At 51.1% G+C, this 26,599-nt stretch carries 23 protein-coding genes, 3 tRNA genes, 3 rRNA genes and 1 pseudogene; 14 read left to right on the top strand and 16 right to left on the bottom strand.

Annotated elements, in window-relative coordinates:
• Positions 1-52: 52 nt before the first annotated feature.
• On the bottom strand, positions 53-601 hold the full coding sequence (locus UNDYM_RS24220) for a hypothetical protein (RefSeq protein ID WP_162043404.1): 549 nt from the start codon (positions 599-601) through the stop codon (positions 53-55).
• A gap of 229 nt (positions 602-830) precedes the next feature.
• On the opposite strand from UNDYM_RS24220, the gene UNDYM_RS24215 reads away from it, so the two are divergent.
• Positions 831-1,397 (top strand): DUF3455 domain-containing protein, encoded by a 567-nt coding sequence (locus UNDYM_RS24215; protein WP_162043403.1) that lies wholly within the window; start codon positions 831-833, stop codon positions 1,395-1,397.
• Between the two features lie 67 nt (positions 1,398-1,464).
• On the opposite strand, the gene UNDYM_RS24210 is transcribed toward UNDYM_RS24215, so the two are convergent.
• From UNDYM_RS24210 to UNDYM_RS24175, 8 genes are all read right to left on the bottom strand, one after another.
• The gene (locus UNDYM_RS24210; RefSeq protein WP_162043402.1) at positions 1,465-2,343 is read right to left on the bottom strand and encodes an ABC transporter permease subunit; all 879 of its coding nucleotides are present in this window, start codon (positions 2,341-2,343) and stop codon (positions 1,465-1,467) included.
• 10 nt (positions 2,344-2,353) lie between these two features.
• On the bottom strand, positions 2,354-3,175 hold the full coding sequence (locus UNDYM_RS24205; RefSeq protein ID WP_162043401.1) for a taurine ABC transporter ATP-binding protein: 822 nt from the start codon (positions 3,173-3,175) through the stop codon (positions 2,354-2,356).
• Entirely contained in the window at positions 3,151-4,146 is a 996-nt protein-coding gene (gene tauA / locus UNDYM_RS24200; protein ID WP_162043400.1) for a taurine ABC transporter substrate-binding protein, read from the bottom strand. The genes UNDYM_RS24205 and tauA overlap by 25 nt, the downstream gene beginning before the upstream one ends.
• A gap of 143 nt (positions 4,147-4,289) precedes the next feature.
• Entirely contained in the window at positions 4,290-4,694 is a 405-nt protein-coding gene (locus tag UNDYM_RS24195) for a hypothetical protein (RefSeq protein ID WP_162043399.1), read from the bottom strand.
• 292 nt (positions 4,695-4,986) lie between these two features.
• Complete coding sequence (locus tag UNDYM_RS24190) at positions 4,987-5,208, bottom strand: hypothetical protein (protein ID WP_162043398.1); 222 nt, start codon at positions 5,206-5,208, stop codon at positions 4,987-4,989.
• A complete protein-coding gene (locus UNDYM_RS24185) occupies positions 5,205-5,636 on the bottom strand; it encodes a VOC family protein (protein ID WP_162043397.1) in 432 nt (143 codons plus the stop codon). Before UNDYM_RS24185 ends, UNDYM_RS24190 begins: the two co-directional genes overlap by 4 nt.
• Positions 5,633-6,112, bottom strand: coding sequence for a helix-turn-helix transcriptional regulator (locus UNDYM_RS24180; protein WP_162043396.1), 480 nt, complete (start codon positions 6,110-6,112; stop codon positions 5,633-5,635). Before UNDYM_RS24180 ends, UNDYM_RS24185 begins: the two co-directional genes overlap by 4 nt.
• Positions 6,113-6,376: 264 nt before the next feature.
• Positions 6,377-6,452: transfer RNA gene (locus UNDYM_RS24175), tRNA-Phe, on the bottom strand.
• Between the two features lie 155 nt (positions 6,453-6,607).
• Between UNDYM_RS24175 and UNDYM_RS24170 the strand changes: the two genes are divergently transcribed.
• The 6 genes from UNDYM_RS24170 to UNDYM_RS24145 all read left to right on the top strand — a co-directional run bounded on the left by UNDYM_RS24170 (position 6,608) and on the right by UNDYM_RS24145 (position 12,735).
• A complete protein-coding gene (locus tag UNDYM_RS24170; protein WP_162043395.1) occupies positions 6,608-7,825 on the top strand; it encodes a UbiH/UbiF family hydroxylase in 1,218 nt (405 codons plus the stop codon).
• Positions 7,826-7,949: 124 nt separating this feature from the next.
• Complete coding sequence (locus UNDYM_RS24165; protein ID WP_162043394.1) at positions 7,950-8,690, top strand: DsbC family protein; 741 nt, start codon at positions 7,950-7,952, stop codon at positions 8,688-8,690.
• Between the two features lie 19 nt (positions 8,691-8,709).
• Positions 8,710-9,324, top strand: coding sequence for an NTP transferase domain-containing protein (locus UNDYM_RS24160; RefSeq protein WP_162043393.1), 615 nt, complete (start codon positions 8,710-8,712; stop codon positions 9,322-9,324).
• Between the two features lie 224 nt (positions 9,325-9,548).
• Positions 9,549-10,013 carry a DUF3429 domain-containing protein gene (locus tag UNDYM_RS24155; protein ID WP_162043392.1) on the top strand — a complete coding sequence of 155 codons (465 nt, stop codon included), beginning with the start codon at positions 9,549-9,551 and terminating at the stop codon, positions 10,011-10,013.
• 68 nt (positions 10,014-10,081) lie between these two features.
• Positions 10,082-11,950, top strand: coding sequence for a M61 family metallopeptidase (locus UNDYM_RS24150; RefSeq protein ID WP_162043391.1), 1,869 nt, complete (start codon positions 10,082-10,084; stop codon positions 11,948-11,950).
• A gap of 152 nt (positions 11,951-12,102) precedes the next feature.
• Positions 12,103-12,735, top strand: a complete 633-nt coding sequence (locus UNDYM_RS24145; protein ID WP_162043390.1) for a hypothetical protein — start codon at positions 12,103-12,105, stop codon at positions 12,733-12,735.
• 186 nt (positions 12,736-12,921) lie between these two features.
• Here the strand turns inward: UNDYM_RS24145 and trpC are convergent, their stop codons facing one another.
• From trpC to rpe, 6 genes are all read right to left on the bottom strand, one after another.
• Entirely contained in the window at positions 12,922-13,722 is an 801-nt protein-coding gene (gene trpC, locus UNDYM_RS24140) for an indole-3-glycerol phosphate synthase TrpC (protein ID WP_162043389.1), read from the bottom strand.
• Positions 13,723-13,726: 4 nt separating this feature from the next.
• On the bottom strand, positions 13,727-14,758 hold the full coding sequence (trpD, locus tag UNDYM_RS24135; protein ID WP_162043388.1) for an anthranilate phosphoribosyltransferase: 1,032 nt from the start codon (positions 14,756-14,758) through the stop codon (positions 13,727-13,729).
• Positions 14,755-15,327 carry an aminodeoxychorismate/anthranilate synthase component II gene (locus UNDYM_RS24130; RefSeq protein WP_110258194.1) on the bottom strand — a complete coding sequence of 191 codons (573 nt, stop codon included), beginning with the start codon at positions 15,325-15,327 and terminating at the stop codon, positions 14,755-14,757. Before UNDYM_RS24130 ends, trpD begins: the two co-directional genes overlap by 4 nt.
• Entirely contained in the window at positions 15,328-16,824 is a 1,497-nt protein-coding gene (trpE, locus tag UNDYM_RS24125; protein WP_162043387.1) for an anthranilate synthase component I, read from the bottom strand.
• A gap of 266 nt (positions 16,825-17,090) precedes the next feature.
• Positions 17,091-17,774, bottom strand: coding sequence for a phosphoglycolate phosphatase (locus tag UNDYM_RS24120; RefSeq protein ID WP_162043386.1), 684 nt, complete (start codon positions 17,772-17,774; stop codon positions 17,091-17,093).
• A 69-nt stretch (positions 17,775-17,843) separates the two neighbouring features.
• On the bottom strand, positions 17,844-18,509 hold the full coding sequence (gene rpe / locus UNDYM_RS24115) for a ribulose-phosphate 3-epimerase (protein ID WP_162043385.1): 666 nt from the start codon (positions 18,507-18,509) through the stop codon (positions 17,844-17,846).
• Between the two features lie 103 nt (positions 18,510-18,612).
• Here rpe and apaG point away from each other — a divergent pair, with 103 nt between their 5' ends.
• Entirely contained in the window at positions 18,613-18,987 is a 375-nt protein-coding gene (apaG, locus tag UNDYM_RS24110) for a Co2+/Mg2+ efflux protein ApaG (RefSeq protein ID WP_110258198.1), read from the top strand.
• A gap of 18 nt (positions 18,988-19,005) precedes the next feature.
• Here apaG and UNDYM_RS30275 read toward each other — a convergent pair whose 3' ends face one another.
• Complete coding sequence (locus UNDYM_RS30275) at positions 19,006-19,176, bottom strand: hypothetical protein (RefSeq protein WP_174244965.1); 171 nt, start codon at positions 19,174-19,176, stop codon at positions 19,006-19,008.
• Between the two features lie 152 nt (positions 19,177-19,328).
• Here UNDYM_RS30275 and UNDYM_RS24105 point away from each other — a divergent pair.
• From UNDYM_RS24105 to rrf, 6 genes and pseudogenes are all read left to right on the top strand, one after another.
• Positions 19,329-20,104 (top strand): annotated as a pseudogene (locus UNDYM_RS24105) (enoyl-CoA hydratase).
• Between the two features lie 896 nt (positions 20,105-21,000).
• Positions 21,001-22,529 (top strand): 16S ribosomal RNA (locus tag UNDYM_RS24100).
• Between the two features lie 112 nt (positions 22,530-22,641).
• Positions 22,642-22,718, top strand: a tRNA-Ile gene (locus UNDYM_RS24095).
• A 42-nt stretch (positions 22,719-22,760) separates the two neighbouring features.
• Positions 22,761-22,836: transfer RNA gene (locus tag UNDYM_RS24090), tRNA-Ala, on the top strand.
• 427 nt (positions 22,837-23,263) lie between these two features.
• A 23S ribosomal RNA gene (locus UNDYM_RS24085) occupies positions 23,264-26,137 on the top strand.
• Positions 26,138-26,393: 256 nt separating this feature from the next.
• Positions 26,394-26,506: ribosomal RNA gene (rrf, locus tag UNDYM_RS24080) — 5S ribosomal RNA — on the top strand.
• Together the 16S, 23S and 5S rRNA genes with 2 tRNA genes alongside form the textbook arrangement of a ribosomal RNA operon.
• Positions 26,507-26,599: the final 93 nt, after the last annotated feature.

The raw sequence follows: 26,599 nt of genomic DNA, 5'->3' as shown, positions 1-26,599 counted from the left end.
TTGCCGCAGCTCAGTAAAGTTTGTGTTCAAAGTCGCTATCCCGGTCGGTATCTTAGTCAGTATCCCAGACTGCCCACCAGTTTTGCTGGGCATCGGCAGCGGGTTGTTTTCTGGATGGCAGATAAGTCGTTTCCTCAAGACTGATATTGACTTCGGCAGGCTGCTTGTCTTGTAAAACCTGATAAGCCGTTTCATCCGCCAGTTTATCCAGCACTCTTGCCAGATCGGCGACAGACCAGCAGTGATATGACCAGGTGTCTTCTGCCAGTACGCTGGTCGCAATATCCATGTCAAACTTGTAGCACAGGCGTAGCCGCAAACGCAGAGCAGGCTGCGGCTCTGTGCTGGCCTTATCTGAAGGCAGGCAAAACAGACGGACGATACCTATTTCAAAGCGCGTACCGCGCCCGCGATTGGTAATGTCGTCATACACCACCAGACCATCACCTTCAGCAGCGATGACGTCGTAGTCGCGCACATCCTGGTAATAAGCGCTCATCAGGTTCAAGGCTTGCGGTAGCTTCATGGCCTTGAGCGTCTGTTTATTTGCCCTGAGCAGGGCACGCAAGTCTTTTTCAGATTGCGCCGGATTTTTGTTCATGCTGATTTTCTCTTAAAGTTGCAAACCTGACACTCAGATTTCTACTTGCATATATGGTGGGCAATTTTACAGTGAAATAAATTTAGCCTGAGGAGAATTGATCCCGCCAAATAGTTTTTGTGAATGATTCATTTATTTAAAGAATGTTGAATCCATTCATGAGTCTCCTGCGTATCTAAAATATTGGTCATCAAAGACTGATACCCCAACCAACATACAGGAGCCTTAAATGAAAGCCTACACTCTGACTACCGCATCGCGCGCTGTTGGCATTTCCACCGTGCTGGCCAGCGCACTATTGGCGGGCTGCACTTCCATGAGCCCCATGGCCGCCACCTACTCGCAAGACAGCTTGCCAGATGCAGTCAAGGTGCCAGCAGGCAATAAAGTCGCCATGCAGACAGTAGGCGCAGGTTTGATCACTTATGAATGCCGCGCCAAGAAAGACATGGCAGGCCAGTTTGAATGGGCCTTCGTCGGCCCGGACGCCACACTCACTGATCGCAGCGGCACCAAAGTTGGCAAATACTATGGCCCACCAGCGACATGGGAAAACCTGGACGGTTCCAAAGTCACCGCTACCCAGGTCGCAGTCGCACCAGCAGGCACAGGCAATATCCCGTATCAACTGGTCAAAGCCAATCCTGCGACTGGCAGCGGCGCAATGACAGGCGTCACTTACATACAGCGCGTGGCAACCAAAGGCGGGGTCGCACCATCCAGCACTTGTGATGCGGGTAGTGCTGGTAGCAAGCAGACGGTGACTTACCAGGCGGATTATATTTTCTGGAAGTGACCCGAATTTGGCGCGGCAGAGATATCTTTTGAATCGAAGCACCGCGCCAATTTTATTCGCTATGTGTTCAGCTATGTGCCTTCCATGGCACCAGCTTGCGTTCAAGGCGGCGCATGAGCAAATCGAACAGGTAGGCCACGATGCCGATAAGGATGATGCCCATGATCACGATATCAGTGCGCAAGAAGCTGGATGCGTTCAATACCAACTGGCCCACGCCAGCCGTGGCTGCCACCATTTCAGCCGCGACCAGCGTGGTCCAGCCAAAACCTATGGCTATCCTCAAGCCAGTCAGAATATCAGGCAGCGCTGCTGGCAAGATCACATGCCGCAATAGTTGCCACTCGCTTGCACCCATAGACAGTGCGGCATGCAATTGCTCGGATGCGACCTTGATGACGCCAGCGCGGGTAGCTACCGCGATAGGCGCAAAACAGGCCAGGTAGATCAGCAATATCTTGGCCGTCTCATCAATACCAAACCAGATCACGATCAAGGGCAGATAGGCTAGTGGTGGCAACGGTCTGTAGAATTCCAGGATGGGATCAAAGATGCCACGCACGATGCGGTTGGTGCCCATCAACAGCCCCAGTGGCACGGCGCTGACAGCCGCCAGCAGAAATGCACCAAACACGCGTATCAGGCTCCAGGCCAGATGCTGAAGCAATGGCAGCCCGCCTTGTATATTGCCACTCCAGGCCTGTTGAGCAGCGAGCCACACAGCCGCTGGCGAAGGCAGGAACAAGGGTTCTACCCAGGCTCTTGCCGTGATGAAGCACCAGCCAGACAACAGTAAGGCGATGGTGACGATAGTCGCGCCCAGGGTTTTACCACTGCCTGGCCTTGGGTACACCTTTGCTACCGGCAATAACGGCACAGTCTCTTGCCTTGTAACTTCTGTATAAGCGTGATCAGGAGTTGCAACTGAGGTGGATGATGGCGGCATGTGGGAATCTTTAGACAGGATGATGCACAAGTTGTAGCAGACGTTCACGCCATGCGATGAAGTCAGGTGAAGATTTGACTGCACGCGCATCGCCCGAGGCCAGATATTCACCAGAAAACGGTAACTCAAATTGCTGGGCAATGCGGCCAGGGCGCGGCGACATGACGATTACCCGCGTGCCGAGAAAAAGAGCTTCTTCTACACTATGGGTAATGAAGAAAATGGTTTTGCCGCTACGTTGCCAGACTTTGACCAGCAGCTCTTGTATAGCCTCGCGTGTCAGGGCATCAAGCGCACCCATGGGTTCATCCATCAGCAGCACACGGGGATTGTTAGCCAGCGCACGGGCTATCCCTACACGCTGCTGCATGCCACCAGACAATTGATAGACGGGCGACACCGCAAATTGCTCCAGCCCGACCAGACGCAACTGATCCAGCGCAAGCGCATTGCGCTGCTCACGTGCGATACCGCGAAAGCGCAATCCCAGTGCGACATTGTCCAGTACATTCAACCACGGCATCAGCGCGTGCTTTTGAAACACTACACCCACATCAGGACTGGGTTCATTGATTGCCACATCGTCCAGCGTGAGCTCGCCTTCAGATGCTTGTATGAAACTGGCCAGGCAATTCAGCAAGGTCGTCTTGCCACATCCGGAAGGGCCAAGGGCGACGACGAATTCTCCCGGCGCGATAGACAGGTTAACATCGCACAAGGCCAGTGCTTCATCCCGCCCGGTACCGTCAAAGCGCACCGACAGCCGCCGTATATCTAGCCGGCCGCCGTTGTGAGCCGCAGGTGTGCTTACTGTGCTGCTTTGCGTACCCATGTAGCATTGACTCCTGCACTGTAGTCTGGCAAAACATTCTGGATGGTGCCCTGGGTTTTCAGGAAAGCTGCTGTGGCAGCCAGTGATTTGGCCGCACCGCCACCCAGCCATTGCGCTGAAGCCTGTTGCTGCAAAGTCGGAAACTCATACAAGGCCAGGCTGGCAGGTACCTCAGCCGCCTCAGCGCCAGCCCACTTGGCTACCGCCTTGATTTGTGCTGAGTCTGTTTTCCAGTTCGCCTTGTTGTTGCGGTAATCGGCATCCGTGGCTGCCAACAGCTTCACCAGCTCTGTCAGGAATGCATCATTCTGCTTGGCGAAATCCTTGTTGACCACGATGCCATCAAAGGTTGCAGTGCCAGTCTGTTTGGCGATCTCGCCAGAAGAGATCAGGGTCTTGCCGGTCTTCTTCACTTTGGCCAGTACAGGATCCCAGATGAAGGTTGCATCAATATCGCCACGTTCCCACGCGGCAGCAATTTCTGGCGGACGCAAGTTGATAATCTTGACGCCGCGCGCATCAACTTTTGCATGTTCCAGTGCCAGCAGAGTATGAAAATGCGAGGTCGAGACAAACGGCACTGCAATGCGCTTGCCATTCAGATCAGCCAGCGTTTTGACATTGCTGCCATTACGTACCACCAGTGCTTCGGCGGCATTGATATTGTCCAGTATCCAGAACAACTGTATGTTCAAACCCTGCGACAAGCCCGAGGCTATCGGTGCCGACCCTGCTTCACCTATCTGTACCGAACCAGAGGCCAGCGCGCGGATCACGTCAGCACCACTGGCCAGCTTGCGAAACGTCACCTTGTACCCGGTCTTTTGTTCCAGGTTGTGCGTTTCCTGCGCATAGCGCCAGGGCACGACCATGTCCTGGTAAGCGATGACTACTTCTTTGTTTTCAGCTAATGCGCTTCCGCTAAGGAAGACAGTGGTGGCCAGAGCAAGTATATGCAGATTCTTTTTCATGAGTGGTGACGGATAAGTGACAGATGGCCCAGTATATGGACCTGTTTCGTGCGACAAAACGAATCTTTCCGACTATGAATATGCAGGTGCTGAGTACTTGCTACGCCAAGTTGTCGTGTGGGGCTACTGTAGATTTTTGAATTTCAGGATTTGTCTGAATTAATTTCAGATGCTGCATCTGCTTCCTGCAATCGCCCCAGGCGCACCAGTCTTGAGTTGATCGACCCTCTTGAACGCCCAAATTCTCTGGCGATTTCGCTGACCTGTGCCCCGGCATCAAAGGCAGCCAGGAGCTCGGTGTCGTCAATCGTGGTCCAGGGTTTTCCGGCATTTGTTGGCAATGGCTTGCGTGTTACGGGGGCCGCAGCATCTGCTGGTGCCACTTCGACGTGCTGCTCTTCAGTATCCAGCGCCTGGACAGCCAGAAACAAGGCGCGGATAACCTGGGGTTGGTTGAAAATACTTTGATCTGGCAAGGTGTCGCCAGTATCCGGGTGTATGCCGAGTGCCAGCGCTTCCAGGATAGTCTTTGCTTTTTTAGGAGTCATGAACTTTCGTCTTCTGCAAATGCGAAATCAGTAAAGATGGATATGAAGAGAAGGAAATTGAAGAAATTATTTTTCTGTTTATGCAAAAGCATTAAACTACATCAGAGATTGCTCATTCGTAAAGACCAGGGCTGGAATTCTTTGCCTGGTGCATACCGAAATTTCAGGCACTCGCCAAGACTTCACTTGGCCGATAGAAGTAAGAAGACAAAACCAGATCAATGCAAAAAGCCGCTTAACAAGGAAATTTGTCAAGCGGCTTTTCATTTCTTGGTGGCCCAGGCAATACAGCTTATGTATTCAAGCTGGCGCGTAGTTTGTTCGTATAAGGCAAGACGAACATATATAAACCTGAAAACAGCATCAAAAAAAGTGGCGGCAGAGGTGCATATGTTATCCACGGCGATGGCTCACCCGGGCTGATTGCTCTTGCCGCAAAATTGGCGACGACTGTCAGCGTGAAAACGATGGACAACCAGCGGTGACTTTGTCTTATCCAATCGCTTAAGTTCATGATGCTTTCCCCGACTGTGGTTTGGGCGCTGCTTCTATCATTTTCCAGCCATTGCCAGAAGGGTCGCGAAAGCCTGCATCCACGGTACCATAGCGATCGACGGGTTCCTGCGTGAACTCAACACCGCACTTGCTCAAACGCTCGTAGGCAGCGCGGCAGTTATCTACCAATAGCACGTTTGGTGGCATGGCCCCTTTCGCGACTATCTCTTGCAGAGTTCGTGCCGTTGCCACGTCATGCAGGGGTGGCCCAGGTACAGACAAGCCGAGCTGGAAAGAGGGCTGATCTGGATGCTGAACTGTCAGCCAGCGATAACTGCCGTTACGAACATCGGTGTGGACGAGAAACCCCAGCTTGCCGACGTAGAATGCCAGCGCTTCATCCTGATCATGCACATAAAGACCTGCAACGTTTACACCTTGAGTCATATATCCTCCTGATTTGATTGAGGCTCCAGTTTGCCAGCGGCTTCGATTCGCCGCTTCTCCAAAACTGCTGTATTGAGGTCAGGACGCGCAGCATTGCGCATGACGCACTCAGGGATATGCACACCCGCATGTGGTAGCGAGCGTTCGCGCTCCCGCAGTTCTCCCGGGCTTTCACCAGTGATGTCACGGAAGATGCGTCCAAAGGTGCCCAGACTGGTCCAGCCAGTTAGAAGTGCAATCTCGGTGACCGGCAGATCAGTATCGCGCAATAGAGTTTTTGCCCGTTCGATGCGGCGTGTGAGCAGGTAACGATGGGGCGGCAGGCCAAAAGCCTTCTTGAATTCGCGAGCAAAGTGCGCCGCCGATACGGCACTCACTTCAGCCAATTTGTGGATAGGCCAGTCCTCATGAGCAGCCCCATCCATCCGGTCTTTCGCCCGCAGCAAGCGTCGCAATAATTGGGGACTCTGAGGCATCTTATCCTTGCGGAAACAAAAACGCCAACCTGAAGGGTTGGCGTTGATGATGGCTCAGATCAGATATCGATGCTGCGAACGCTGAAATGACTGGTGCCAGTTCTTTTAACGCGTTCAATTCGCAAGCCATAGTCCTCTTTCTCAATGACAGTTATTTAATAAACGTATAAGATTTGTAGAACTATACCAAAATTTGTAGAACTGAGAGACCAATGCAAAAAGGGCTTACATCACTGTAAGCCCTTCTTTTTACTGCATATTCCTTGGTGGCCCGGGGCGGAATCGAACCACCGACACAAGGATTTTCAATCCTCTGCTCTACCGACTGAGCTACCAGGCCAAGACCAAGAATTATAGACATGTTGGGTGCGGTTTGCAAGCTTTTTCTAAAAAAATCTGTGCTTCCCTCTATGGCGGGGCTTTGATCTGGCGCATCGGGCAGGTGGGTGGGCTTCCCGTATAATGGGGCATTATCTGGTTTTTGATGGGGGACTGATGTCTGCTCAGGTGCGGGATTGCGATATTTGTATTGTTGGTAATGGGGCGGTTGGCAAGGCGGCGGCTTTGGGCTTTGCCCAGGCGGGGTTGCGTGTGAACTTGTTGTGCGCTCCTGGTTCTGGAGTGCCTGCAGTTGTTCCCAATTCGGCTCCCGGTTCAACTGCTGACTGGGATGTGCGGGTATATGCGCTGAACCATGTGGCGCATGATTTGCTGACTTCATTAAAAGTCTGGGATGCACTGGATCAGGCGCGGGTGGCACCTGTGTCGGCCATGCAGGTGCAGGGTGGTGGTATTGATGCAGGCAAGCTGGGCTTTGATGCTTATGGTGCGCATGTGAATGAACTGGCCTGGATCATCGAAGACAAGAATCTGAATCAGGCGCTGGATACGGCTTTGCGGTTTGCGCAAAACCTGACGCTGGTGCAGGGGCGGGCGCAGGCTTTGGCAGTTGGCGCTGATGCCGCACAGGTAGAGCTGGATGATGGCTGCAGCATCCGCGCGTCTCTGGTCATTGGTGCTGACGGTGCACAGTCCTGGGTACGAGGTGCTTGCGATATCGGACTGGATTACCGTTCTTATCATCAGCAGGGTGTAGTGACGAATTTCGAATGCGCAAAACCACATCATGGCGTTGCCCATCAATGGTTTGTGCAAGAGCAGGGCATTATCGCTTTGCTGCCTTTGCCGGGTAACCGTGTATCGCTGGTATGGTCGGCACCCGATGCACTGGCCGAGACTTTATTGCGTGAGCCTTTGTCGGCTCTGGTTGAGCGTTTGATGCCATATTGTGGTGAAGTACTTGGTGCTTTGCAGCCAGTTTTGCCAGAGGCGATCAAGGCTTTTCCTTTGCGCCTGATGCGGCCACACAGCATGATCGCGCCGCGTGTTGCGCTGGTGGGGGATGCGGCGCATGCTGTGCATCCGCTGGCGGGGCATGGCATGAACCTGGGTTTTGCTGACGTGGTTGATTTGCTGAAAGTGATCAAAGAAAAAGAAACACACCGTGATTGCGGTGATGCCCGTTTGCTGGGCCGCTACCAGCGTGCGCGCAAGGAAGAAGTGATGCTGATGCTGGCGACCACAGATGGTCTGGCGCGCCTGTTTGCATCTGATTTGACGCCTTTGCGTACAATACGTGACTTGGGATTGAACTTGCTGGACCGCTTGCCAGTCATAAAGAACAAATTAATCGCCCACGCCATGGGGAAATAAGCCCGGAGTGGTGTCGTGGTGTGTTTGTAAGTTTGCAGCAATGAATGCGACCAAGAACCAGACCAGGCATTTTATGGTTTTGACGTTCTTGCATAAGTATGAAGAAAATGAAAGAAGATTGAAAATGAAAAAAACTCTACAAGGCCTGATGGTCATTGCGCTGGCCCTGGCTGGTAGCGTCTTTGCTGCCGAGACAGCGCAAGAAGCCAATGTGCGCAAGCTGGTACAGCCCACCTTTCGCGAAGGTGTGAAGATTGATTCTGTGACCAAGACGCCATATTCAGGTCTGTTCGAGGTGCGCATAGGTTCAGACATCATGTACACCGATGAGAAGGCACAATTCCTGTTCACGGGTGAAGTCATAGACGCAAAGAATGGCACCAATTACACCAAGGCCAGGATAGATGACCTGACCAAGGTAAAATTCTCCGAGTTGCCGCTGGAATCTGCGTTAAAGATGGTCAAGGGTGATGGCAAGCGTGTCATCGCAGTATTTGAAGATCCGAATTGCGGCTATTGCAAACAGTTCCGCAAGACGCTGGCGACGATGGACAACATTACCGTGTATACGTTCATGTATAACATTCTGGCAGAGGATTCCAAAACCAAATCCAAAAACATCTGGTGTTCGGCTGATCGCAACAAGGCCTGGGATGAATGGATGTTGCACGGCAAGGTCGCGCCTGAGGCCTCTGCCAATTGCAATACACCCAACGATAAAATTTTTGCCCTGGGCCAAAAACTGCGCGTGACGGGTACGCCTTCAGTCTTCTTTACAGATGGCAGCCGTGCGCCCGGCATGCTGGATGCAAAAACCCTGGAGAGCAGGATAGCCGCTGCAACTGGCAATAACAAAGCCAATTAATACCCCCAACTATTCCGCAATGACTACGCCGCCTCGCTGGACAGGTATTTTGCTGGCAGCAGGGCGCGGACGTCGCTTTGATGCTAGTGGCCAGCAAGACAAACTCTTGCAAATACTCGCAGATGGCAAATCGGTGGCACAGCACAGCGCACAGAATTTGCTGGCGGTCATGCCGCATGTTGTTGCGGTGCTGAGGCCAGATAATTCTGAGCTGGCAGATCAATTTCTGGCAATGGGTATTGAGTGCGTGGTCTGTCATGACGCTGATGCGGGCATGGCGAATTCTCTCAAACATGCCTTGCGTGCCACGGCTGACAGCGCTGGATGGGTCATCGCCCTGGCCGACATGCCCTCAATAAAAACTTCTACCATGTCACTGTTGTTTGAAGCCTTGCAGGCAGGGGCTGGAATAGTCGCACCGGTGTATCAGGGGCGGCGCGGTAACCCGGTCGGGTTTGCCAATCAATACCTGCCGCAATTACTGGATTTGCAGGGTGACGTTGGTGCCCGCAGTATTTTACAAAGCAATCCGCTCACGCAAATAGAAGTGGATGACCCTGGCATTCATGAGGATATTGATACCCGCGATGCCTTGCTCAGTCATCTGGATCAGGCTGGGAAAGTAAATGCTTGAAATACAGGATTCAGTGATTTTGTGATTAAAATACTGTAAATAAGACATGGTTTCAAAGACGATACGCACGACGGCTAAGGATTTTCCACAATTTTTGACCTTCACCGCCAGTTTTGTTGCTTCTAAATAGCTTGTGGATATATCTATACAACTAAAATAACCATAGAATAGCGGTTTTCTTCCACCTGATTTAGAAGTGGGCGGTATTGGTGCTGCCAAAATGTATGGATAATCTCAATCGAAAACTGGCAATACGGATAGGCATTGCCGGGCTTGCACCATTTATCTTTTTGACGCTGGCTTGCTGGATCGTGCATCCAGACTGGTTGGGGGCTCTGATCAAGGCACAACTGCATTATGGCATTGTGATTTTGTCTTTTCTTGGCGGCCTGCATTGGGGCGTCGCTCTCATGGCAGGTGGCGGGCATGAGAATGAAAACAAAAAAGTCCTGATCTGGGGCGTGGTTCCCATTATTATTGCCTGGCTGTTTTTGAACCATATGCTGATAGGTTTTATCGTGCAGGTTGCCGGTTTTATCGCGACCTACAAGATAGACAAGCGTCTCTATCAATCTTATGGTGTGCCAGCATGGTTTATCAATTTGCGTTTGCAATTGACACGTGCAGTTGTAGGGGCGCAGTTATTTACTTTTATTGCGGCCAATGTACGTAATTACACCGCGTCATAAAATTCTGTTCCGACTTCCCACTCCTCACTTCAGTACTCATTATTTAAGAAACAGAAAGATCGTTCAGAATGAAAAAAACGATAACAACAAAGAGACAAGTGACGAACGTGTCTGCATCAGCCCATGCACTGGCATATACCATCGTCCCCAAGGACCTGGCCGGACATATGTACTTGGTCACGCTGGATATCGCAGCACCTGATGCCGATGGCCAGATCGTCAGCTTGCCGGCATGGATACCCGGCAGTTATATGGTGCGTGAATTTGCCCGCAACATCGTGCAGATCAAGGCCAGCTCTGACGGCAAAAAAGTCGCACTGAAAAAGCTCGACAAACACACCTGGCAAGCTGCGCCTTGCAAAGGCGCTCTGCGCATCACTTATGAAGTATATGCCTGGGATTTGTCGGTTCGTGCAGCGCACCTCGATCAAAGCCATGGTTTCTTCAATGGCACCAGCGTATTTTTGAGCGTGCATGGCCAGGAAATGAATGCGCATGTGGTTGATATCCAGCGTTCTGACGATGTCGCCTGCAAGACCTGGCGCGTTGCCACCTCACTACCTGAGCTGAAAGCCAAGCGTTATGGCTTTGGTACTTATATAGCCGCCAATTATGATGATTTAATAGATCACCCGGTTGAAATGGGTGATTTTGCGCTGGCGACATTTGATGCGCATGGCATCTCGCATGACTTTGTCGTCACTGGCAAAGTACCGAATATGGACATGGAGCGCATCGTCGCTGACGTGCAGAAAATCTGCGAAACGCAAATTGCTTTTTTCGAACCGCGTACAAAAAAAGCACCAATGGACCGCTATGTCTTCATGACCATGGTGGTGGGCGAAGGTTATGGCGGCCTCGAGCATCGTGCTTCTACCGCCCTGATTTGCAACCGCACTGATTTGCCGGTCAAACACCAGGCAGAAATGAGCGATGGCTATCGCGGCTTTTTGGGTTTGTGCAGCCATGAGTATTTCCACACCTGGAATGTCAAGCGCATCAAGCCTGCGGCCTTTGCCAGCTATGATTTGCGTCACGAAAACTACACCAGCCTGCTGTGGGTATTTGAAGGTTTCACCAGCTACTATGATGACTTGATGCTGGTACTTGCAGGCGTGATTGATGAAGCTGCTTACTTCAAGCTGCTGGCCAAGACCATCAATATGGTGACACGTGGCAGCGGTCGTACAAAGCAAAGCGTGGCTGAATCCAGCTTCGATGCCTGGACCAAGTATTATCGCCAGGATGAAAATTCACCGAATGCGATAGTCAGTTATTACACCAAGGGTTCTTTGGTGGCACTGGGCCTGGATTTGATGATACGTGCAGAAACTGCAGGTAAAAAATCCCTTGATGACGTCATGCGCGCCATGTGGCAAAAATTTGGCCGCGACTTTTATGAGCGCAGTCTGTCAGGCAAGCAACAAGGCCTGGGTGAAACTGAATTTGAAAGCCTGGTCGAGCAAGTCACTGGTGTAAACGTACGCCGCTTCCTCGACAAGCATGTGCGTGGCACTGAAGACGTGCCGCTGGCAAGTCTGTATGCAGACTTCGCCTTGCAGGTAAACGATGGCAGTGCCAGCAAAAAAGCCAGCCTTGGCGTACGTGTGGTGCGTGATGGCAATGACTGCAAGATTGCCAATGCACATGAAGGACGTGCAGCGCATGTCGCTGGTTTGTCGCCCAACGATGTCATCATCGCCATCAATGGTTTGCGTGTAACTGCCGCAGATGCTGCCGATAGTCTGGCTACAGCGCTGGGTCGTTATCGCGTTGGTGAGGCGGTACAGATTCACGCCTTCCGTCGTGATGAATTGTTGACTGTGCAAGCGAAGTTGCAAACGGATGACGTGCCAGCTGTGACTCTGACCGTGCAGGCAGCGGGCAAGGCCGCCAGTTTGGTAAGACCAAGCTTTCAGAAATCTGGCAAGAAGTAAGTTGTAAACTGCATCCGATCTGATATCTGAAAAGCGCCGTACAGTAATTTGCTGTGCGGCGCTTTTTTATGCGTGATATCTCTGCTGCGCAGGCTTTGAACTTTCTATAGTATGATTTTGTCATACTAAATTATTACTCAGCCTGGGCTTGCATGACAGTGTCACCTTCTTACCCGCAGCAAGCGTTATGGCAAAAGTCTGCGAACTGGGCAGGGATTATTCTATTGCACCTGATTCTGTTGCTGGGTTTGCGGCAGATACACGGACAATATGCAGCCAAGCAGGATGATCTGGTGTATCTGGATGTCAGTATGGCACAGCCTGTGCCAAAGCTTTTTCCCAAAGCCATGCCTGAAACGCGGCCTGAAGTTGTCAGGATACCCAGGACGGTTGCGCCGGGATTGCCATCTGTCCGTGAAAAGAACAGGCCAGTTTCTATAGACGTATCACATGAAACCCAAACCTTGCCTGTCACTGATGTGCCCGCTACTCAAGCTGAGGCAGAGAGTAAATCAGCCTCACTGGATTTTGATACCTTGAGGCGCGGTGCTGTTGCGAATGACAAGAAGCAGCGTTTGAAAGAGCCCGCATTAGCTTTTAGTCAGCCTGTCACTGAATTGAGAATGGAAGAAAAATTTGGCAGGGACGTCGCGGATGCCAAACGCAAAAACTGCATGAATGCGTATTCAGAAGGGGCGAGGGTAGGCAATGTCGCTATATCTGGTTTGCTTGTCGCTGGGGTGATCGTGGCAGATACGGTAAGTGGGAAGGGGTGTAAGTGGTGAGTATGTGATCCGCGTGATGCAATTTCCTCGTTTGCATTGGAGGACGAGAATATTTTTTTACGAGGACTTTACACGTACCTTCGATAACCAACGAAAGCCGCTAGGCTCCTGCCTGCGCAGGAGCGACGAAATTACCAGCAAACGTTGTATTGGATGACGGAACTACACTCGCACGTTTGTCGCAAATTAACCAAACACCTTCGCCAGTTCTTCCCCTGGATTCTCAGCCCGCATAAAAGCCTCACCAACCAAAAACCCATGTACATCGGCTTCACGCATGCGTGTAACGTCCGCTGCTGACATGATGCCGGATTCAGTAATCACCAGTTTGTCTGGTGTAATCCTTGGCAGCAATCCTATGGTCGTATCCAGAGACACTTCAAAGGTACGCAGGTTACGGTTATTGATCCCCAGCATAGCGGTCTTGAGTTTCAGTGCGGCTTCCAGCTCTTGCGCATCATGTACTTCCACCAGTACGCCCATGCCCAGTTCATGCGCGCAAGCTTCCAGGTCGGCCATCAGGCCGTGATCAAGCGCAGAGACGATGAGCAGGATGCAATCTGCCCCCCAGTGCCTGGCCTGATAGATCTGATAAGGATCGATCATGAAATCCTTGCGCAATGCTGGCAAAATGCAAGCAGCACGCGCCTGTTGCAGGTATTCAGGTGCTCCCTGGAAGAATTGCACATCGGTCAGCACAGACAAACAGGCAGCACCATGTTCTGCATAGCTTTGCGCAATCTCGGCAGGGTGAAAATCAGGACGTAGCACGCCTTTTGAAGGCGAGGCTTTTTTGATTTCAGCAATCACCGCTGCCTTGCCTGCCGCAATCTTGTCACGCAAGCTGCCTTCAAAACTGCGCAGATCTGCTTGCGCTTCCTTGTTGCTCTCCACTTCTGCACGCAGGCTGGCAAAGGATTGATATTTCTTTGCCGCCGCCACTTCATCGGCTTTAACTGCCAGGATTTTATTTAAAATGTCTGACATGGGTTTACTTCCCTAATTGCTGGGTGACTGCTATGAACTGTTCCAGCTTGGCCCTGGCTGCGCCAGATGCTATCGCTGCCTGGGCCAGCTTGACGCCATCTGCAATCGATGTGGCTATGCCTGCACCATACAGGGCTGTACCTGCATTCAGGGCAACGATATCAGTCGCTGCGCCTTCAACATTGTTCATCACGTCGAGTATCTTGGCTTTCGATTCATCCGCACCATTTACACGCAGGTTGCGGTTGGATACCATCTGCAAGCCAAAGTCTTCCGGGTGGATATCGTATTCTCTGATTTCGCCATTCACGAGCTCACCCACCATGGTTGGTGCACCGAGTGAGACTTCATCCATATTGTCACGCCCCCATACCACCAGTGCATGTTGCGCCCCAAGGCGTTGCAGGACTCGGATTTGTATACCTACCAGATCAGGGTGAAACACACCCATCAAAATATTCGGCGCGCCAGCGGGATTGGTCAACGGCCCCAAGATATTGAAGATAGTGCGCACACCCAGTTCACGCCTCACTGGTGCTGCATGCTTCATCGCCGCATGGTGATTAGGTGCAAACATGAAGCCTATGCCGGTTTGTGCGATCGACTGTGCAATTTGCTCAGGCTTGAGATTGATATTCGCACCCAATGATTCGAGCACATCAGCACTGCCGGAAGATGAAGAAACGCTGCGACCACCATGCTTGGCAACACGGGCACCAGCGGCAGCTGTGACAAACATGGATGCAGTAGAAATATTGAAAGTATGCGCACCATCACCACCCGTACCGACGATATCGATCATGTTGGTGGTATTGGCCAGTGGCACCTTGGTTGAGAACTCGCGCATGACCTGGGCGGCTGCGGTGATCTCGCCTATGCTTTCTTTCTTGACGCGCAAGCCCATGGTCAGTGCGGTAATCATGACTGGCGACATTTCGCCGCCCATCAGTTTACGGAACAGGAACAGCATTTCATCGTGAAAAATTTCACGGTGTTCTATCAGGCGTGTCAGTGCTTCTTGTTGAGAGATGGTCATGATGCGGTTCCAGTCAAAAAGTTTTTCAGCAGGGCGTGGCCATGCTCGGACAAGATGGATTCGGGGTGAAATTGCACGCCTTCGAGATTGAATTCCTTATGGCGCACACCCATGATTTCGCCGTCATCTGTCCATGCTGTCACTTCCAGGCAATCCGGCAGGCTGGCGCGTTCTATCGCCAGCGAGTGATAACGGGTAATCGTGTAAGGGCTGGGCAAATTCCTGAAGACGCCAACGCCAGTATGGGCAATGGCAGAAGTCTTGCCATGCATGACTTGCTTGGCACGGATAACCTTGCCACCAAATGCCGCACCTATGGCCTGGTGACCAAGGCAGACGCCGAGGATGGGTGTCTTGCCAGCAAAGCGTTCTATGACGGCGATGGAAACACCAGCTTCTGCCGGTGTGCAGGGGCCGGGGGAAATGCAGATGTGATCAGGCTTCAATGCTTCGATTTCTTCTATCGTAATTTCATCATTACGGTAGGTACGTACATCTTCACCCAGCTCGGCAAAATATTGCACCAGGTTGTAGGTGAAGGAATCGTAGTTGTCTATCATCAGTAACATTTAAATTTCTCCATCCAGGCCATCTTGCACTTGTTCTGCTGCACGTAATACTGCGCGTGCCTTGTTTTCGGTTTCCTGCCATTCCATTTCTGGGACTGAATCAGCCACTACGCCGGCGGCTGCCTGCACATACAGCATGCCGTCTTTCAAGACGCCGGTGCGTATCGCAATCGCCAGATCCATTTCGCCACCGAAAGACAGGTAACCGCAGGCACCGCCGTAGATGCCGCGTTTTACGGGTTCGAGTTCATCGATGAGTTCCATTGCCCTGACTTTTGGCGCACCAGACAATGTGCCGGCCGGGAAGGTGGCTTTCAATACGTCGAGGTTGGACAAATTGGCTTGCAAGACACCTTCTACATTCGAGACGATGTGTTGTACGTGCGAGTATTTTTCTATGACCATCTGGTCGGTCACCTTGACGCTACCGGTCTGGGCGATGCGGCCTATGTCATTGCGGGCCAGATCTATCAGCATGACGTGTTCGGCGATTTCTTTCGGGTCGGCCAGCAATTCTTTGGCCAGTTCGGCATCGCGTTCTGGTGTGGCTCCGCGTGGGCGGGTGCCTGCCAGTGGGCGTATCGTGACCTTCTTGCTGCCATCATTCAGACTTTCATTGCGCACCAGAATTTCTGGCGATGCACCGATGATTTGCATATCGCCAAAATTATAGAAATACATATAAGGAGATGGGTTCAGTGAACGCAGCGCGCGGTACAGTGACAGCGGTGAATCGACATAGGGTTTCTTGATGCGCTGGCCAACCTGCACCTGCATGAGGTCACCAGCCATGATGTATTCCTTGGCTTTTTCTACTGCCTTCAGATAATCATCCTTGGCGAAGTCGCGTATGGCTTCTGTACGGACTGAAGCTGATGTAACAGGCGCATCAACACTACGGCGCAGCATGGCGCGCAAGTCTTTCAGGCGCTGGCGGGCTTTGGACCAGGCTTCTGGCTGGGTAGGGTCGGCATACACGATGAGATAGAGTTTGCCGGATACATTGTCGATGACGGCCAGTTCTTCAGTCAGCAATAACTGAATTTCTGGCAAGCCCAGATCATCTTTTGGTGCCTTGCCAGCCAGGCGTTTTTCTACATGGCGTACGGCGTCGTAGCCAAAGTAGCCAGCCAGGCCGCCGCAGAAGCGTGGCAGGCCAGGGCGTAATGCCACTTTGAAACGCGCTTGGAATTCAGCAATGAAATCCAGCGGGTTCATCTCGCGCCTCTCTATGACCTGGCCATTTTTCAGGACTTCGACTTTGTCGCCAAAGCTGCGCACCAGGGTATTGGCAGGCAGGCCTATGAAGGAATAGCGGCCAAAACGCTCGCCACCCATGACGGATTCAAGCAAGAAGGTATTCTTGCCCGCATTCTGGGTTTGCGCGAGTTTCAGATACAGGGTGAGCGGGGTTTCCAGATCGGCGAAGGCTTCCGCAATCATGGGGATACGGTTGTAGCCTTGCGCGGCCAACGATTTGAATTCGAGTTCGGTCATGGTTTTCTTTCAACCGCCTGCCTGCTCCTGAAACTTATGCACGCGTCAACGACAACAGCGCACGCAAATTCGCTCAAGAGAGTATGGACGGGTAAGACAGATTGGTATAACAAGCAAGAAGATGTGCTGGGGATGTGCACAGCCACTCGCGGCATTCGTGTATTAACAGAATTGCCAGCGTCGCCATAGCCAGGCCTCAAAAGTGCCTGGAGTGATCATGGAACGTTTGTTATCGAGGAACATTCGTTATGTGAATGGTTTGAAAGTCAATGAGAGTTTTTCGCTGACAGCAGTTGTGCTGCTACCAACAGGGTTTCGACTATACCATCACTTTGAATATTTTGTACAGCTTCACCGTGGTTGTATCCATACGGCACTGTCAATACAGGGCAACCGGCAGCGCGGGCGGCAATTGCATCATTACTGGAATCACCTATGGCCAGCACTTGTGACGGTGGCAAGTTCAGGGCTTTGCAGGCTTCCAGCATGGGCAGGGGATCAGGTTTCTTTTTTGCAAAACTGTCGCCACCATAGACTTGCTCAAAATAATGGAATATTTCCTTCTTTTGCATCAGCGGCAGGGCGAAGTCCAGTGGTTTATTGGTGACGCAGACCAGGCGCAGACCCAGATCGTGCATGGCTTGCAGGCCTTCCTGTACCTCAGGGTAAAGCTGGCTGTGGTCACCATTAATACTCAGGTAATGGCTCTGGTAAGCAGCCAATGCATCATTGAAACGTGCTGCCACGCCATCCGCATCAAAATCCACGGATAAAACTTTATGGATAAGATTTTCAGAACCCTTGCCCACCATGGTCTTGATGACGCCCAGTGTCAGCGGTGTCAGCGCAAAGTCTTCTCGCATGCGGTTGATGGCGACCAGAAAGTCTGGTGCGGTATCTATCATGGTGCCGTCGAGATCGATGATGGCGGCTTTGATGTGGCTGAACATGGTGAGGGAGGCGATCAGATATAGACTTTTCGCCTGCTGTGGCGAAAAGCCTGAAGATAAATAGAGGGATTAAACCTTGGACAACTCAAGGCGCATGGCATCAATGATGGCCTTGTAGTCGGGTTTGCCAAATATGGCAGAACCGGCAACAAAGGTATCGGCACCGGCACGGGCTATTTCTGCGATGTTCTCGATTTTGACGCCGCCATCCACTTCCAGCATGATGTCGCGGCCAGATTCATCAATGATCTTGCGTGCTTGTGCGATTTTTTTCAGCGTGTGCGGGATAAATGTCTGGCCACCAAAACCAGGGTTGATCGACATGATCAAAACGATATCGACTTTATCGATGACATTTTCCAGTACATGCAGCGGTGTCGCCGGGTTGAATACCAGGCCAGCCTTGCAACCATGGTCACGTATGGTTTGCAGGCTGCGGTCTATATGTTCAGATGCTTCCGGGTGGAAGGTGATGATATTCGCACCCGCCTTGGCAAAGTCGGGGATGATGCGGTCCACCGGTTTGACCATCAGATGCACGTCGATAGGTACTTGCACATGCGGGCGTATCGCTTCGCACACCATGGGGCCTATGGTCAGGTTGGGCACATAATGATTGTCCATGACATCAAAATGGATCATGTCAGCGCCAGCGGCGACAACATTGCGGACTTCTTCTCCCAGACGGGCGAAATCGGCAGACAATATACTGGGAGCAATGCGGAAAGTAGTCATGATGGAATCGTGCTTGAAAAAGATATGCTATTTTACCTTGTGAGGGCAAGCGGCTGTTGTCTTCGTCTGGCACAATGAACATAGTTCATCATGAAAGAAAATTATGGCAGCGTATGAAATAAGTGTATCGGTGGCGACGCAATACCTCAAAGACCAGTCCGACCCTGAGCAAAACAATTTTGTTTTTGCCTACACTATCACCATCAAGAATACCGGTACCGTGGCGGCGCAAGTCATTTCCCGCCACTGGATCATTACCGACAGTACCAACCATGTAGAAGAAGTCAAAGGCCTGGGTGTAGTTGGTCATCAACCCTTCCTGGCGCCAGGGCAAAGCTTTGAATACACCAGTGGCAGTTCACTGAGAACACCACAGGGCAGCATGAAAGGCACTTATTTCTGCGTGGCAGAAGATGCCCATCGCTTTGAGGCAGAGATACCCGAATTTGTCCTGTCTTTGCCGCGGACACTGCATTGATACGGGCAAAGTCCAGGCTTATTGCGGATTTTCAATATCCTGGCTTTGCTTGTTCTGCTTTATTAGCTTTTTATCTTCCTTGGGTGGTGTTTCTGGTCTTTCTGGCGCACGGCCATGAAACATCGTCCACCAGACGATAAAAATCAGCATGAACATCGCCACGCCTGCTTCCAGCGCTAATAACCACATCGCATCCACCTCGCTCAATAAATTAAGCGCATTGTACCTGCTAATTTGTGTGCTTATTTGCGCACCTCATTACAGGTGCTGGTCCGGCGCATTACAATAGAGATACCGGCATTCATGCTGCATACCCCTACTCAATAACATCAGGAGCATCTATGACATACGAATGTATTTTGACTGAAACCCGCGACAAAGTCGGCTTGATTACCCTGAACCGTCCCAAGGCCATGAATGCGCTGAACGACCAGCTCATGGATGAACTGGGCCTGGCACTGAAAGCTTTCGACAAGGATGAAAACATCCACTGCATCATCCTGACAGGTAGCGAAAAGGCTTTTGCCGCCGGTGCCGACATCGCCGCCATGGTGGGCTATAGCTTCATGGATGCCTATAAAGATGACTACATCACCCGCAACTGGGAAACCATGCGCCAGATCCGCAAGCCAGTTATCGCCGCTGTTGCTGGCTATGCCCTGGGGGTGGCTGCGAAGTTGCCATGATGTGCGACTTCATCATCGCTGCTGAAAACGCCAAGTTCGGCCAGCCAGAAATCAAACTGGGCACTTTGCCTGGTGCTGGTGGCACACAACGCCTGCCACGCGCAATCTCCAAATCGAAAGCCATGGACATGTGCCTGACCGCGCGCATGATGGATGTGGTCGAAGCCGAACGCGCTGGCCTGGTATCACGTGTCGTTCCTCTCGACAAACTGATGGAAGAAGCCTTCGCTGCTGCGAATGTAATTGCCTCCATGTCCTTGCCCATCATCATGATGGCCAAGGAGTCTGTCAACCGCGCTTATGAAACTACGCTGTCAGAAGGCATACAGTTTGAGCGCCGTTTGTTCCAGGCCAGCTTTGGTACGGAAGACCAGAAGGAGGGCATGCAAGCCTTCCTGGAGAAACGTCCGGCGGTATTTAAGAATAAGTAATTTGTCCCTAGTTATGTAAGGACTATATAGTGGCGCACCATATATTACGCGCCTCTATGAATTAAATCGCACCTATAAAGCTCTAAAAAATACATTTCATTCGCTAAGCAAAGCCAGCATGCCGCAGAGCCATGAGACTCCTTCCCCTTCAAGGGAAGGCGGGGATGAGGATGGGTTTCGGTTGATCAGCGAAATCAGCGCTATATAGATAACCCTCCAAATCGTCGCTCCTGCTCAGGCAGGAGCCCAGCGTCGTCCGGTGCTAATCCGTAAAGCGCATTACGAAGCAATACGCCCCCCTCAAAAAAATAATAGGTGCGCGCAGCGCACCTATTGATTTTGCCTTTCTGCCTTTCTACAAACGGCTAAATAATTTACGCCAAAGGCTTGCAAAGGGGAGGGGAAGTTTGCTATAGTTCGCCTCCCGCTGAAGAGCGGGTGAGAAATGAAGCAAAGCCGGAGATTGAGCGGAGAAGTAAAGGCTGCGGAAAGATCTGGTTGCTGTGAATAGTTTGCAACGGTTTAGCTAGTTCGCAAGAACGAAACAAAACGAAATGAGTTGCAGGTGTTGACAGCGAAAGTAAAGTGCTTCATAATCTCGTTTCTCTGCTGCTGACGCACACAACGCTGCGACGCAAAGCTGGATCAGAAGATGGTCTGGCAGGGTAGAAAAGATTTCGGTTCTTTAACAATTAACAGTCAATAAATGTGGGCACTTGGTGAAGCGCACCAAGCAACTTAGGTTGTTTGGAATGCTTAAATAATATAGCAAGTGTTCACAAGAAATAACAAAGCAAGACGATGATTTAGTAATAGATCATTGAACTGTCAGTATTTTGAGTGAGCGACATGTCACGTATGTGACATAGACAAGAAATTGTCGAAAAACAGAGATTAAACTGAAGAGTTTGATCCTGGCTCAGATTGAACGCTGGCGGCATGCCTTACACATGCAAGTCGAACGGCAGCGCGGGGTAACCTGGCGGCGAGTGGCGAACGGGTGAGTAATATATCGGAACATACCCTAGAGTGGGGGATAACGTAGCGAAAGTTACGCTAATACCGCATACGCACTAAGGTGGAAAGCGGGGGATCGCAAGACCTCGTGCTCATGGAGTGGCCGATATCTGATTAGCTAGTTGGTAGGGTAAAAGCCTACCAAGGCGACGATCAGTAGCTGGTTTGAGAGAACGACCAGCCACACTGGAACTGAGACACGGTCCAGACTCCTACGGGAGGCAGCAGTGGGGAATTTTGGACAATGGGGGCAACCCTGATCCAGCAATGCCGCGTGAGTGAAGAAGGCCCTCGGGTTGTAAAGCTCTTTTGTCAGGGAAGAAACGGTGGTTCCTAATACGGACTGCTAATGACGGTACCTGAAGAATAAGCACCGGCTAACTACGTGCCAGCAGCCGCGGTAATACGTAGGGTGCAAGCGTTAATCGGAATTACTGGGCGTAAAGCGTGCGCAGGCGGTTTTATAAGTCTGATGTGAAATCCCCGGGCTCAACCTGGGAACTGCATTGGAGACTGTAAGGCTAGAGTGTGTCAGAGGGGGGTAGAATTCCACGTGTAGCAGTGAAATGCGTAGATATGTGGAGGAATACCGATGGCGAAGGCAGCCCCCTGGGATAACACTGACGCTCATGCACGAAAGCGTGGGGAGCAAACAGGATTAGATACCCTGGTAGTCCACGCCCTAAACGATGTCTACTAGTTGTCGGGTCTTAATTGACTTGGTAACGCAGCTAACGCGTGAAGTAGACCGCCTGGGGAGTACGGTCGCAAGATTAAAACTCAAAGGAATTGACGGGGACCCGCACAAGCGGTGGATGATGTGGATTAATTCGATGCAACGCGAAAAACCTTACCTACCCTTGACATGGAAGGAATCCCGAAGAGATTTGGGAGTGCTCGAAAGAGAACCTTTACACAGGTGCTGCATGGCTGTCGTCAGCTCGTGTCGTGAGATGTTGGGTTAAGTCCCGCAACGAGCGCAACCCTTGTCATTAGTTGCTACGAAAGGGCACTCTAATGAGACTGCCGGTGACAAACCGGAGGAAGGTGGGGATGACGTCAAGTCCTCATGGCCCTTATGGGTAGGGCTTCACACGTCATACAATGGTACATACAGAGGGCCGCCAACCCGCGAGGGGGAGCTAATCCCAGAAAGTGTATCGTAGTCCGGATTGTAGTCTGCAACTCGACTACATGAAGTTGGAATCGCTAGTAATCGCGGATCAGCATGTCGCGGTGAATACGTTCCCGGGTCTTGTACACACCGCCCGTCACACCATGGGAGCGGGTTCTGCCAGAAGTAGTTAGCTTAACCGCAAGGAGGGCGATTACCACGGCAGGGTTCGTGACTGGGGTGAAGTCGTAACAAGGTAGCCGTATCGGAAGGTGCGGCTGGATCACCTCCTTTCTAGAGTAGCGCGTAGTTAAGTGTCCACACTTATTGACTGTTAATGATAATGAACAGAGAACGGTTTGCGTCGGGGTAGCAATGACCGGACAGCGACTGAAGGTTCAGTAGCGGGTCTGTAGCTCAGTTGGTTAGAGCACCGTGTTGATAACGCGGGGGTCGTTGGTTCGAGCCCAACCAGACCCACCAGGTTGATTGAATAAAAGTGGAATAAAGCTTTTATTTGAATATGGGGGATTAGCTCAGCTGGGAGAGCACCTGCTTTGCAAGCAGGGGGTCGTCGGTTCGATCCCGTCATCCTCCACCAAGAAATCGCAAACCTAAGTCAGCGAATATCAGTAAGTAGTTAAGTACTGATAAAAAGTAAAACGTTGAGATTTAGGTTTGTACTTTCAAAGCGAAAGACATAGTAATAAGTAGTTCTCGTTCTTTAACAATTTAGAAGAAGTAAAGTAGAAATAATCAAAATTATTTCTGTAAAGAGAAGTCAGCGCAGTCAGTAATGACAGTGTTGATGGAAATTATGGAAGGGTTGTGATTGTATCGAACAAACATAGTATTAAAAGCGAGTTTGAAAAAGCTGTCGAAAGACAAGTTTTAGAAATATCAAATTCCTTGAGATACGGCAAACGCTAAAGTAATACTCATAAGTAGTAAAGAACTATAACCGGTTTTTGGTGATGAACCTGAAGTTGAAGAGATTCAATGACAGACACCAGAGGCTAACGTTATAGGGACAAGTGACTAAGTGCACATGGTGGATGCCTTGGCGATATCAGGCGATGAAGGACGTAGTAGCTTGCGATAAGCTGCGGGGAGTGAGCAAACACACATTGATCCGCAGATTTCCGAATGGGGAAACCCGGCCGTAAGGTCATTGCAACCTGAATACATAGGGTTGCAAAGCGAACGTGGCGAACTGAAACATCTAAGTAGCTACAGGAAAAGAAATCAACCGAGATTCCCAAAGTAGTGGCGAGCGAAATGGGAAGAGCCTGCAAGATTTAGCATCTTTGATAATAAAACGGAATGGAAAGTCCGGCCATAGAGGGTGATAGCCCCGTATATGAAATCATCGGTGTGGAACTAAGTTTGCGACAAGTAGGGCGGGACACGAGAAATCCTGTCTGAACATGGGGGGACCATCCTCCAAGGCTAAATACTCGATATCGACCGATAGTGAACCAGTACCGTGAGGGAAAGGCGAAAAGAACCCCGGGAGGGGAGTGAAATAGAACCTGAAACCGTGTGCATACAAACAGTAGGAGCGGACTTGTTCCGTGACTGCGTACCTTTTGTATAATGGGTCAGCGACTTACATTCAGTGGCAAGGTTAACCGCATAGGGAAGCCGTAGAGAAATCGAGTCCGAATAGGGCGAATCAGTCGCTGGGTGTAGACCCGAAACCAAGTGATCTACTCATGGCCAGGTTGAAGGTGCGGTAACACGCACTGGAGGACCGAACCCACTAATGTTGAAAAATTAGGGGATGAGCTGTGGGTAGGGGTGAAAGGCTAAACAAACTTGGAAATAGCTGGTTCTCTCCGAAAACTATTTAGGTAGTGCCTCAAGTATCACCGACGGGGGTAGAGCACTGTTATGGCTAGGGGGTCATCGCGACTTACCAAACCATTGCAAACTCCGAATACCGTTGAGTGCGAGCTTGGGAGACAGACATCGGGTGCTAACGTCCGGTGTCAAGAGGGAAACAACCCAGACCGCCAGCTAAGGTCCCAAAGTATAGCTAAGTGGAAAACGAAGTGGGAAGGCTAAAACAGTCAGGAGGTTGGCTTAGAAGCAGCCACCCTTTAAAGAAAGCGTAATAGCTCACTGATCGAGTCGTCCTGCGCGGAAGATGTAACGGGGCTAAGCTATACACCGAAGCTGCGGATATCCGTAAGGATATGGTAGGAGAGCGTTCTGTAAGCCTGCGAAGGTGACTTGTAAAGGTTGCTGGAGGTATCAGAAGTGCGAATGCTGACATGAGTAGCGATAATGGGGGTGAAAAGCCTCCACGCCGTAAGCCCAAGGTTTCCTGTTCAACGTTCATCGGAGCAGGGTGAGTCGGCCCCTAAGGCGAGGCAGAGATGCGTAGCTGATGGGAAGCAGGTTAATATTCCTGCACCGTCGTATGATGCGATGGGGGGACGGATCGCGGAAGGTTGTCCGACTGTTGGAATAGTCGGTTTTTAACCTGGAGAAGGCTGTTAGGCAAATCCGGCAGCGTAATTCAAGGGGTTGAGACGAGTGAATTTATTCACGAAGCAATCGGAAGTGGTTCCAAGAAAAGCCTCTAAGCTTCAGTCATACGAGACCGTACCGCAAACCGACACAGGTGGGCGAGATGAGTATTCTAAGGCGCTTGAGAGAACTCGGGAGAAGGAACTCGGCAAATTGGTACCGTAACTTCGGGATAAGGTACGCCCTTGTAGTTTGACTGCCCTGCGGCAGAAGGACGAAGGGGTTGCAATAAACTGGTGGCTGCGACTGTTTAATAAAAACACAGCACTCTGCAAACACGAAAGTGGACGTATAGGGTGTGACGCCTGCCCGGTGCTGGAAGATTAAATGATGGGGTGCAAGCTCTTGATTGAAGTCCCAGTAAACGGCGGCCGTAACTATAACGGTCCTAAGGTAGCGAAATTCCTTGTCGGGTAAGTTCCGACCTGCACGAATGGCGTAACGATGGCCACACTGTCTCCTCCCGAGACTCAGCGAAGTTGAAATGTTTGTGATGATGCAATCTACCCGCGGCTAGACGGAAAGACCCCATGAACCTTTACTGTAGCTTTGCATTGGACTTTGAATCGATCTGTGTAGGATAGGTGGGAGGCTTTGAAGCGTGGACGCCAGTTTGCGTGGAGCCATCCTTGAAATACCACCCTGGTTTATTTGAGGTTCTAACCTTGGCCCGTTATCCGGGTCGGGGACAGTGCATGGTAGGCAGTTTGACTGGGGCGGTCTCCTCCCAAAGTGTAACGGAGGAGTTCGAAGGTACGCTAGGTACGGTCGGACATCGTGCTAATAGTGCAATGGCATAAGCGTGCTTAACTGCGAGACTGACAAGTCGAGCAGGTACGAAAGTAGGACATAGTGATCCGGTGGTTCTGTATGGAAGGGCCATCGCTCAACGGATAAAAGGTACTCTGGGGATAACAGGCTGATTCCTCCCAAGAGTTCATATCGACGGGGGAGTTTGGCACCTCGATGTCGGCTCATCACATCCTGGGGCTGTAGCCGGTCCCAAGGGTATGGCTGTTCGCCATTTAAAGTGGTACGTGAGCTGGGTTTAAAACGTCGTGAGACAGTTTGGTCCCTATCTGCCGTGGGCGTTGGAAGTTTGAAGGGGGCTGCTCCTAGTACGAGAGGACCGGAGTGGACGAACCTCTGGTGTATCGGTTGTCACGCCAGTGGCATTGCCGAGTAGCTATGTTCGGAAGAGATAACCGCTGAAAGCATCTAAGCGGGAAACTCGCCTTAAGATGAGACTTCCCAGAGACTTGATCTCTTTAAAGGGTCGTTCGAGACCAGGACGTTGATAGGCTGGGTGTGGAAGTGCAGTAATGCATTAAGCTAACCAGTACTAATTGCCCGTAAGGCTTGTCCCTATAACCTTAGCAGGTAATAGGCTACGACAAGTATTGTGAAGTGTTTGCGAAATGTGCCTCTGTGAAAATCAATAGAACAGAGAGCAAGTTCGACAGCAGTCACAACCACCACAGTAAGCGATGGTCTCGCTTACTGTGAAAATTAAGTAACTCTTGATTAGTGCGAATAAGATCGCACACTCTACGACACTTCTTCTGAATTGGATTTGTTGCAGGCCACAAAACAACGTGACCCTCAACGAATCAACAAGTTATGCCTGATGACCATAGCTAATCGGTACCACCCCTTCCCATCCCGAACAGGACCGTGAAACGATTACGCGCCAATGATAGTGCTGCAACCAGTGTGAAAGTAGGTTATCGTCAGGCTTTTATTCCGCAGACCCCCACTCAAGCAATTGTGTGGGGGTTTTGCTTTTGCTCGAACGGAAATATCCCGGGTCGCAGCAAACAAAAACTACG

It is taken from the genome of Undibacterium sp. YM2, from assembly GCF_009937975.1.
Taxonomy (GTDB): Bacteria; Pseudomonadota; Gammaproteobacteria; order Burkholderiales; family Burkholderiaceae_D; genus Undibacterium.
Note: the sequence above shows the minus strand (reverse complement) of the source record. Positions and strands in the feature narration are given on the sequence as shown.

Excerpts from the sequence above, each read along its gene's own strand:
- UNDYM_RS24220 (WP_162043404.1), bottom strand. The coding sequence starts at position 601 with ATGAACAAAAATCCGGCGCAATCTGAAAAAGACTTGCGTGCCCTGCTC.
- UNDYM_RS24215 (WP_162043403.1), top strand. The coding sequence starts at position 831 with ATGAAAGCCTACACTCTGACTACCGCATCGCGCGCTGTTGGCATTTCC.
- UNDYM_RS24210 (WP_162043402.1), bottom strand. The coding sequence starts at position 2,343 with ATGCCGCCATCATCCACCTCAGTTGCAACTCCTGATCACGCTTATACA.
- UNDYM_RS24205 (WP_162043401.1), bottom strand. The coding sequence starts at position 3,175 with ATGGGTACGCAAAGCAGCACAGTAAGCACACCTGCGGCTCACAACGGC.
- tauA (WP_162043400.1), bottom strand. The coding sequence starts at position 4,146 with ATGAAAAAGAATCTGCATATACTTGCTCTGGCCACCACTGTCTTCCTT.
- UNDYM_RS24195 (WP_162043399.1), bottom strand. The coding sequence starts at position 4,694 with ATGACTCCTAAAAAAGCAAAGACTATCCTGGAAGCGCTGGCACTCGGC.
- UNDYM_RS24190 (WP_162043398.1), bottom strand. The coding sequence starts at position 5,208 with ATGAACTTAAGCGATTGGATAAGACAAAGTCACCGCTGGTTGTCCATC.
- UNDYM_RS24185 (WP_162043397.1), bottom strand. The coding sequence starts at position 5,636 with ATGACTCAAGGTGTAAACGTTGCAGGTCTTTATGTGCATGATCAGGAT.
- UNDYM_RS24180 (WP_162043396.1), bottom strand. The coding sequence starts at position 6,112 with ATGCCTCAGAGTCCCCAATTATTGCGACGCTTGCTGCGGGCGAAAGAC.
- UNDYM_RS24170 (WP_162043395.1), top strand. The coding sequence starts at position 6,608 with ATGTCTGCTCAGGTGCGGGATTGCGATATTTGTATTGTTGGTAATGGG.
- UNDYM_RS24165 (WP_162043394.1), top strand. The coding sequence starts at position 7,950 with ATGAAAAAAACTCTACAAGGCCTGATGGTCATTGCGCTGGCCCTGGCT.
- UNDYM_RS24160 (WP_162043393.1), top strand. The coding sequence starts at position 8,710 with ATGACTACGCCGCCTCGCTGGACAGGTATTTTGCTGGCAGCAGGGCGC.
- UNDYM_RS24155 (WP_162043392.1), top strand. The coding sequence starts at position 9,549 with ATGGATAATCTCAATCGAAAACTGGCAATACGGATAGGCATTGCCGGG.
- UNDYM_RS24150 (WP_162043391.1), top strand. The coding sequence starts at position 10,082 with ATGAAAAAAACGATAACAACAAAGAGACAAGTGACGAACGTGTCTGCA.
- UNDYM_RS24145 (WP_162043390.1), top strand. The coding sequence starts at position 12,103 with ATGACAGTGTCACCTTCTTACCCGCAGCAAGCGTTATGGCAAAAGTCT.
- trpC (WP_162043389.1), bottom strand. The coding sequence starts at position 13,722 with ATGTCAGACATTTTAAATAAAATCCTGGCAGTTAAAGCCGATGAAGTG.
- trpD (WP_162043388.1), bottom strand. The coding sequence starts at position 14,758 with ATGACCATCTCTCAACAAGAAGCACTGACACGCCTGATAGAACACCGT.
- UNDYM_RS24130 (WP_110258194.1), bottom strand. The coding sequence starts at position 15,327 with ATGTTACTGATGATAGACAACTACGATTCCTTCACCTACAACCTGGTG.
- trpE (WP_162043387.1), bottom strand. The coding sequence starts at position 16,824 with ATGACCGAACTCGAATTCAAATCGTTGGCCGCGCAAGGCTACAACCGT.
- UNDYM_RS24120 (WP_162043386.1), bottom strand. The coding sequence starts at position 17,774 with ATGTTCAGCCACATCAAAGCCGCCATCATCGATCTCGACGGCACCATG.
- rpe (WP_162043385.1), bottom strand. The coding sequence starts at position 18,509 with ATGACTACTTTCCGCATTGCTCCCAGTATATTGTCTGCCGATTTCGCC.
- apaG (WP_110258198.1), top strand. The coding sequence starts at position 18,613 with ATGGCAGCGTATGAAATAAGTGTATCGGTGGCGACGCAATACCTCAAA.
- UNDYM_RS30275 (WP_174244965.1), bottom strand. The coding sequence starts at position 19,176 with ATGTGGTTATTAGCGCTGGAAGCAGGCGTGGCGATGTTCATGCTGATT.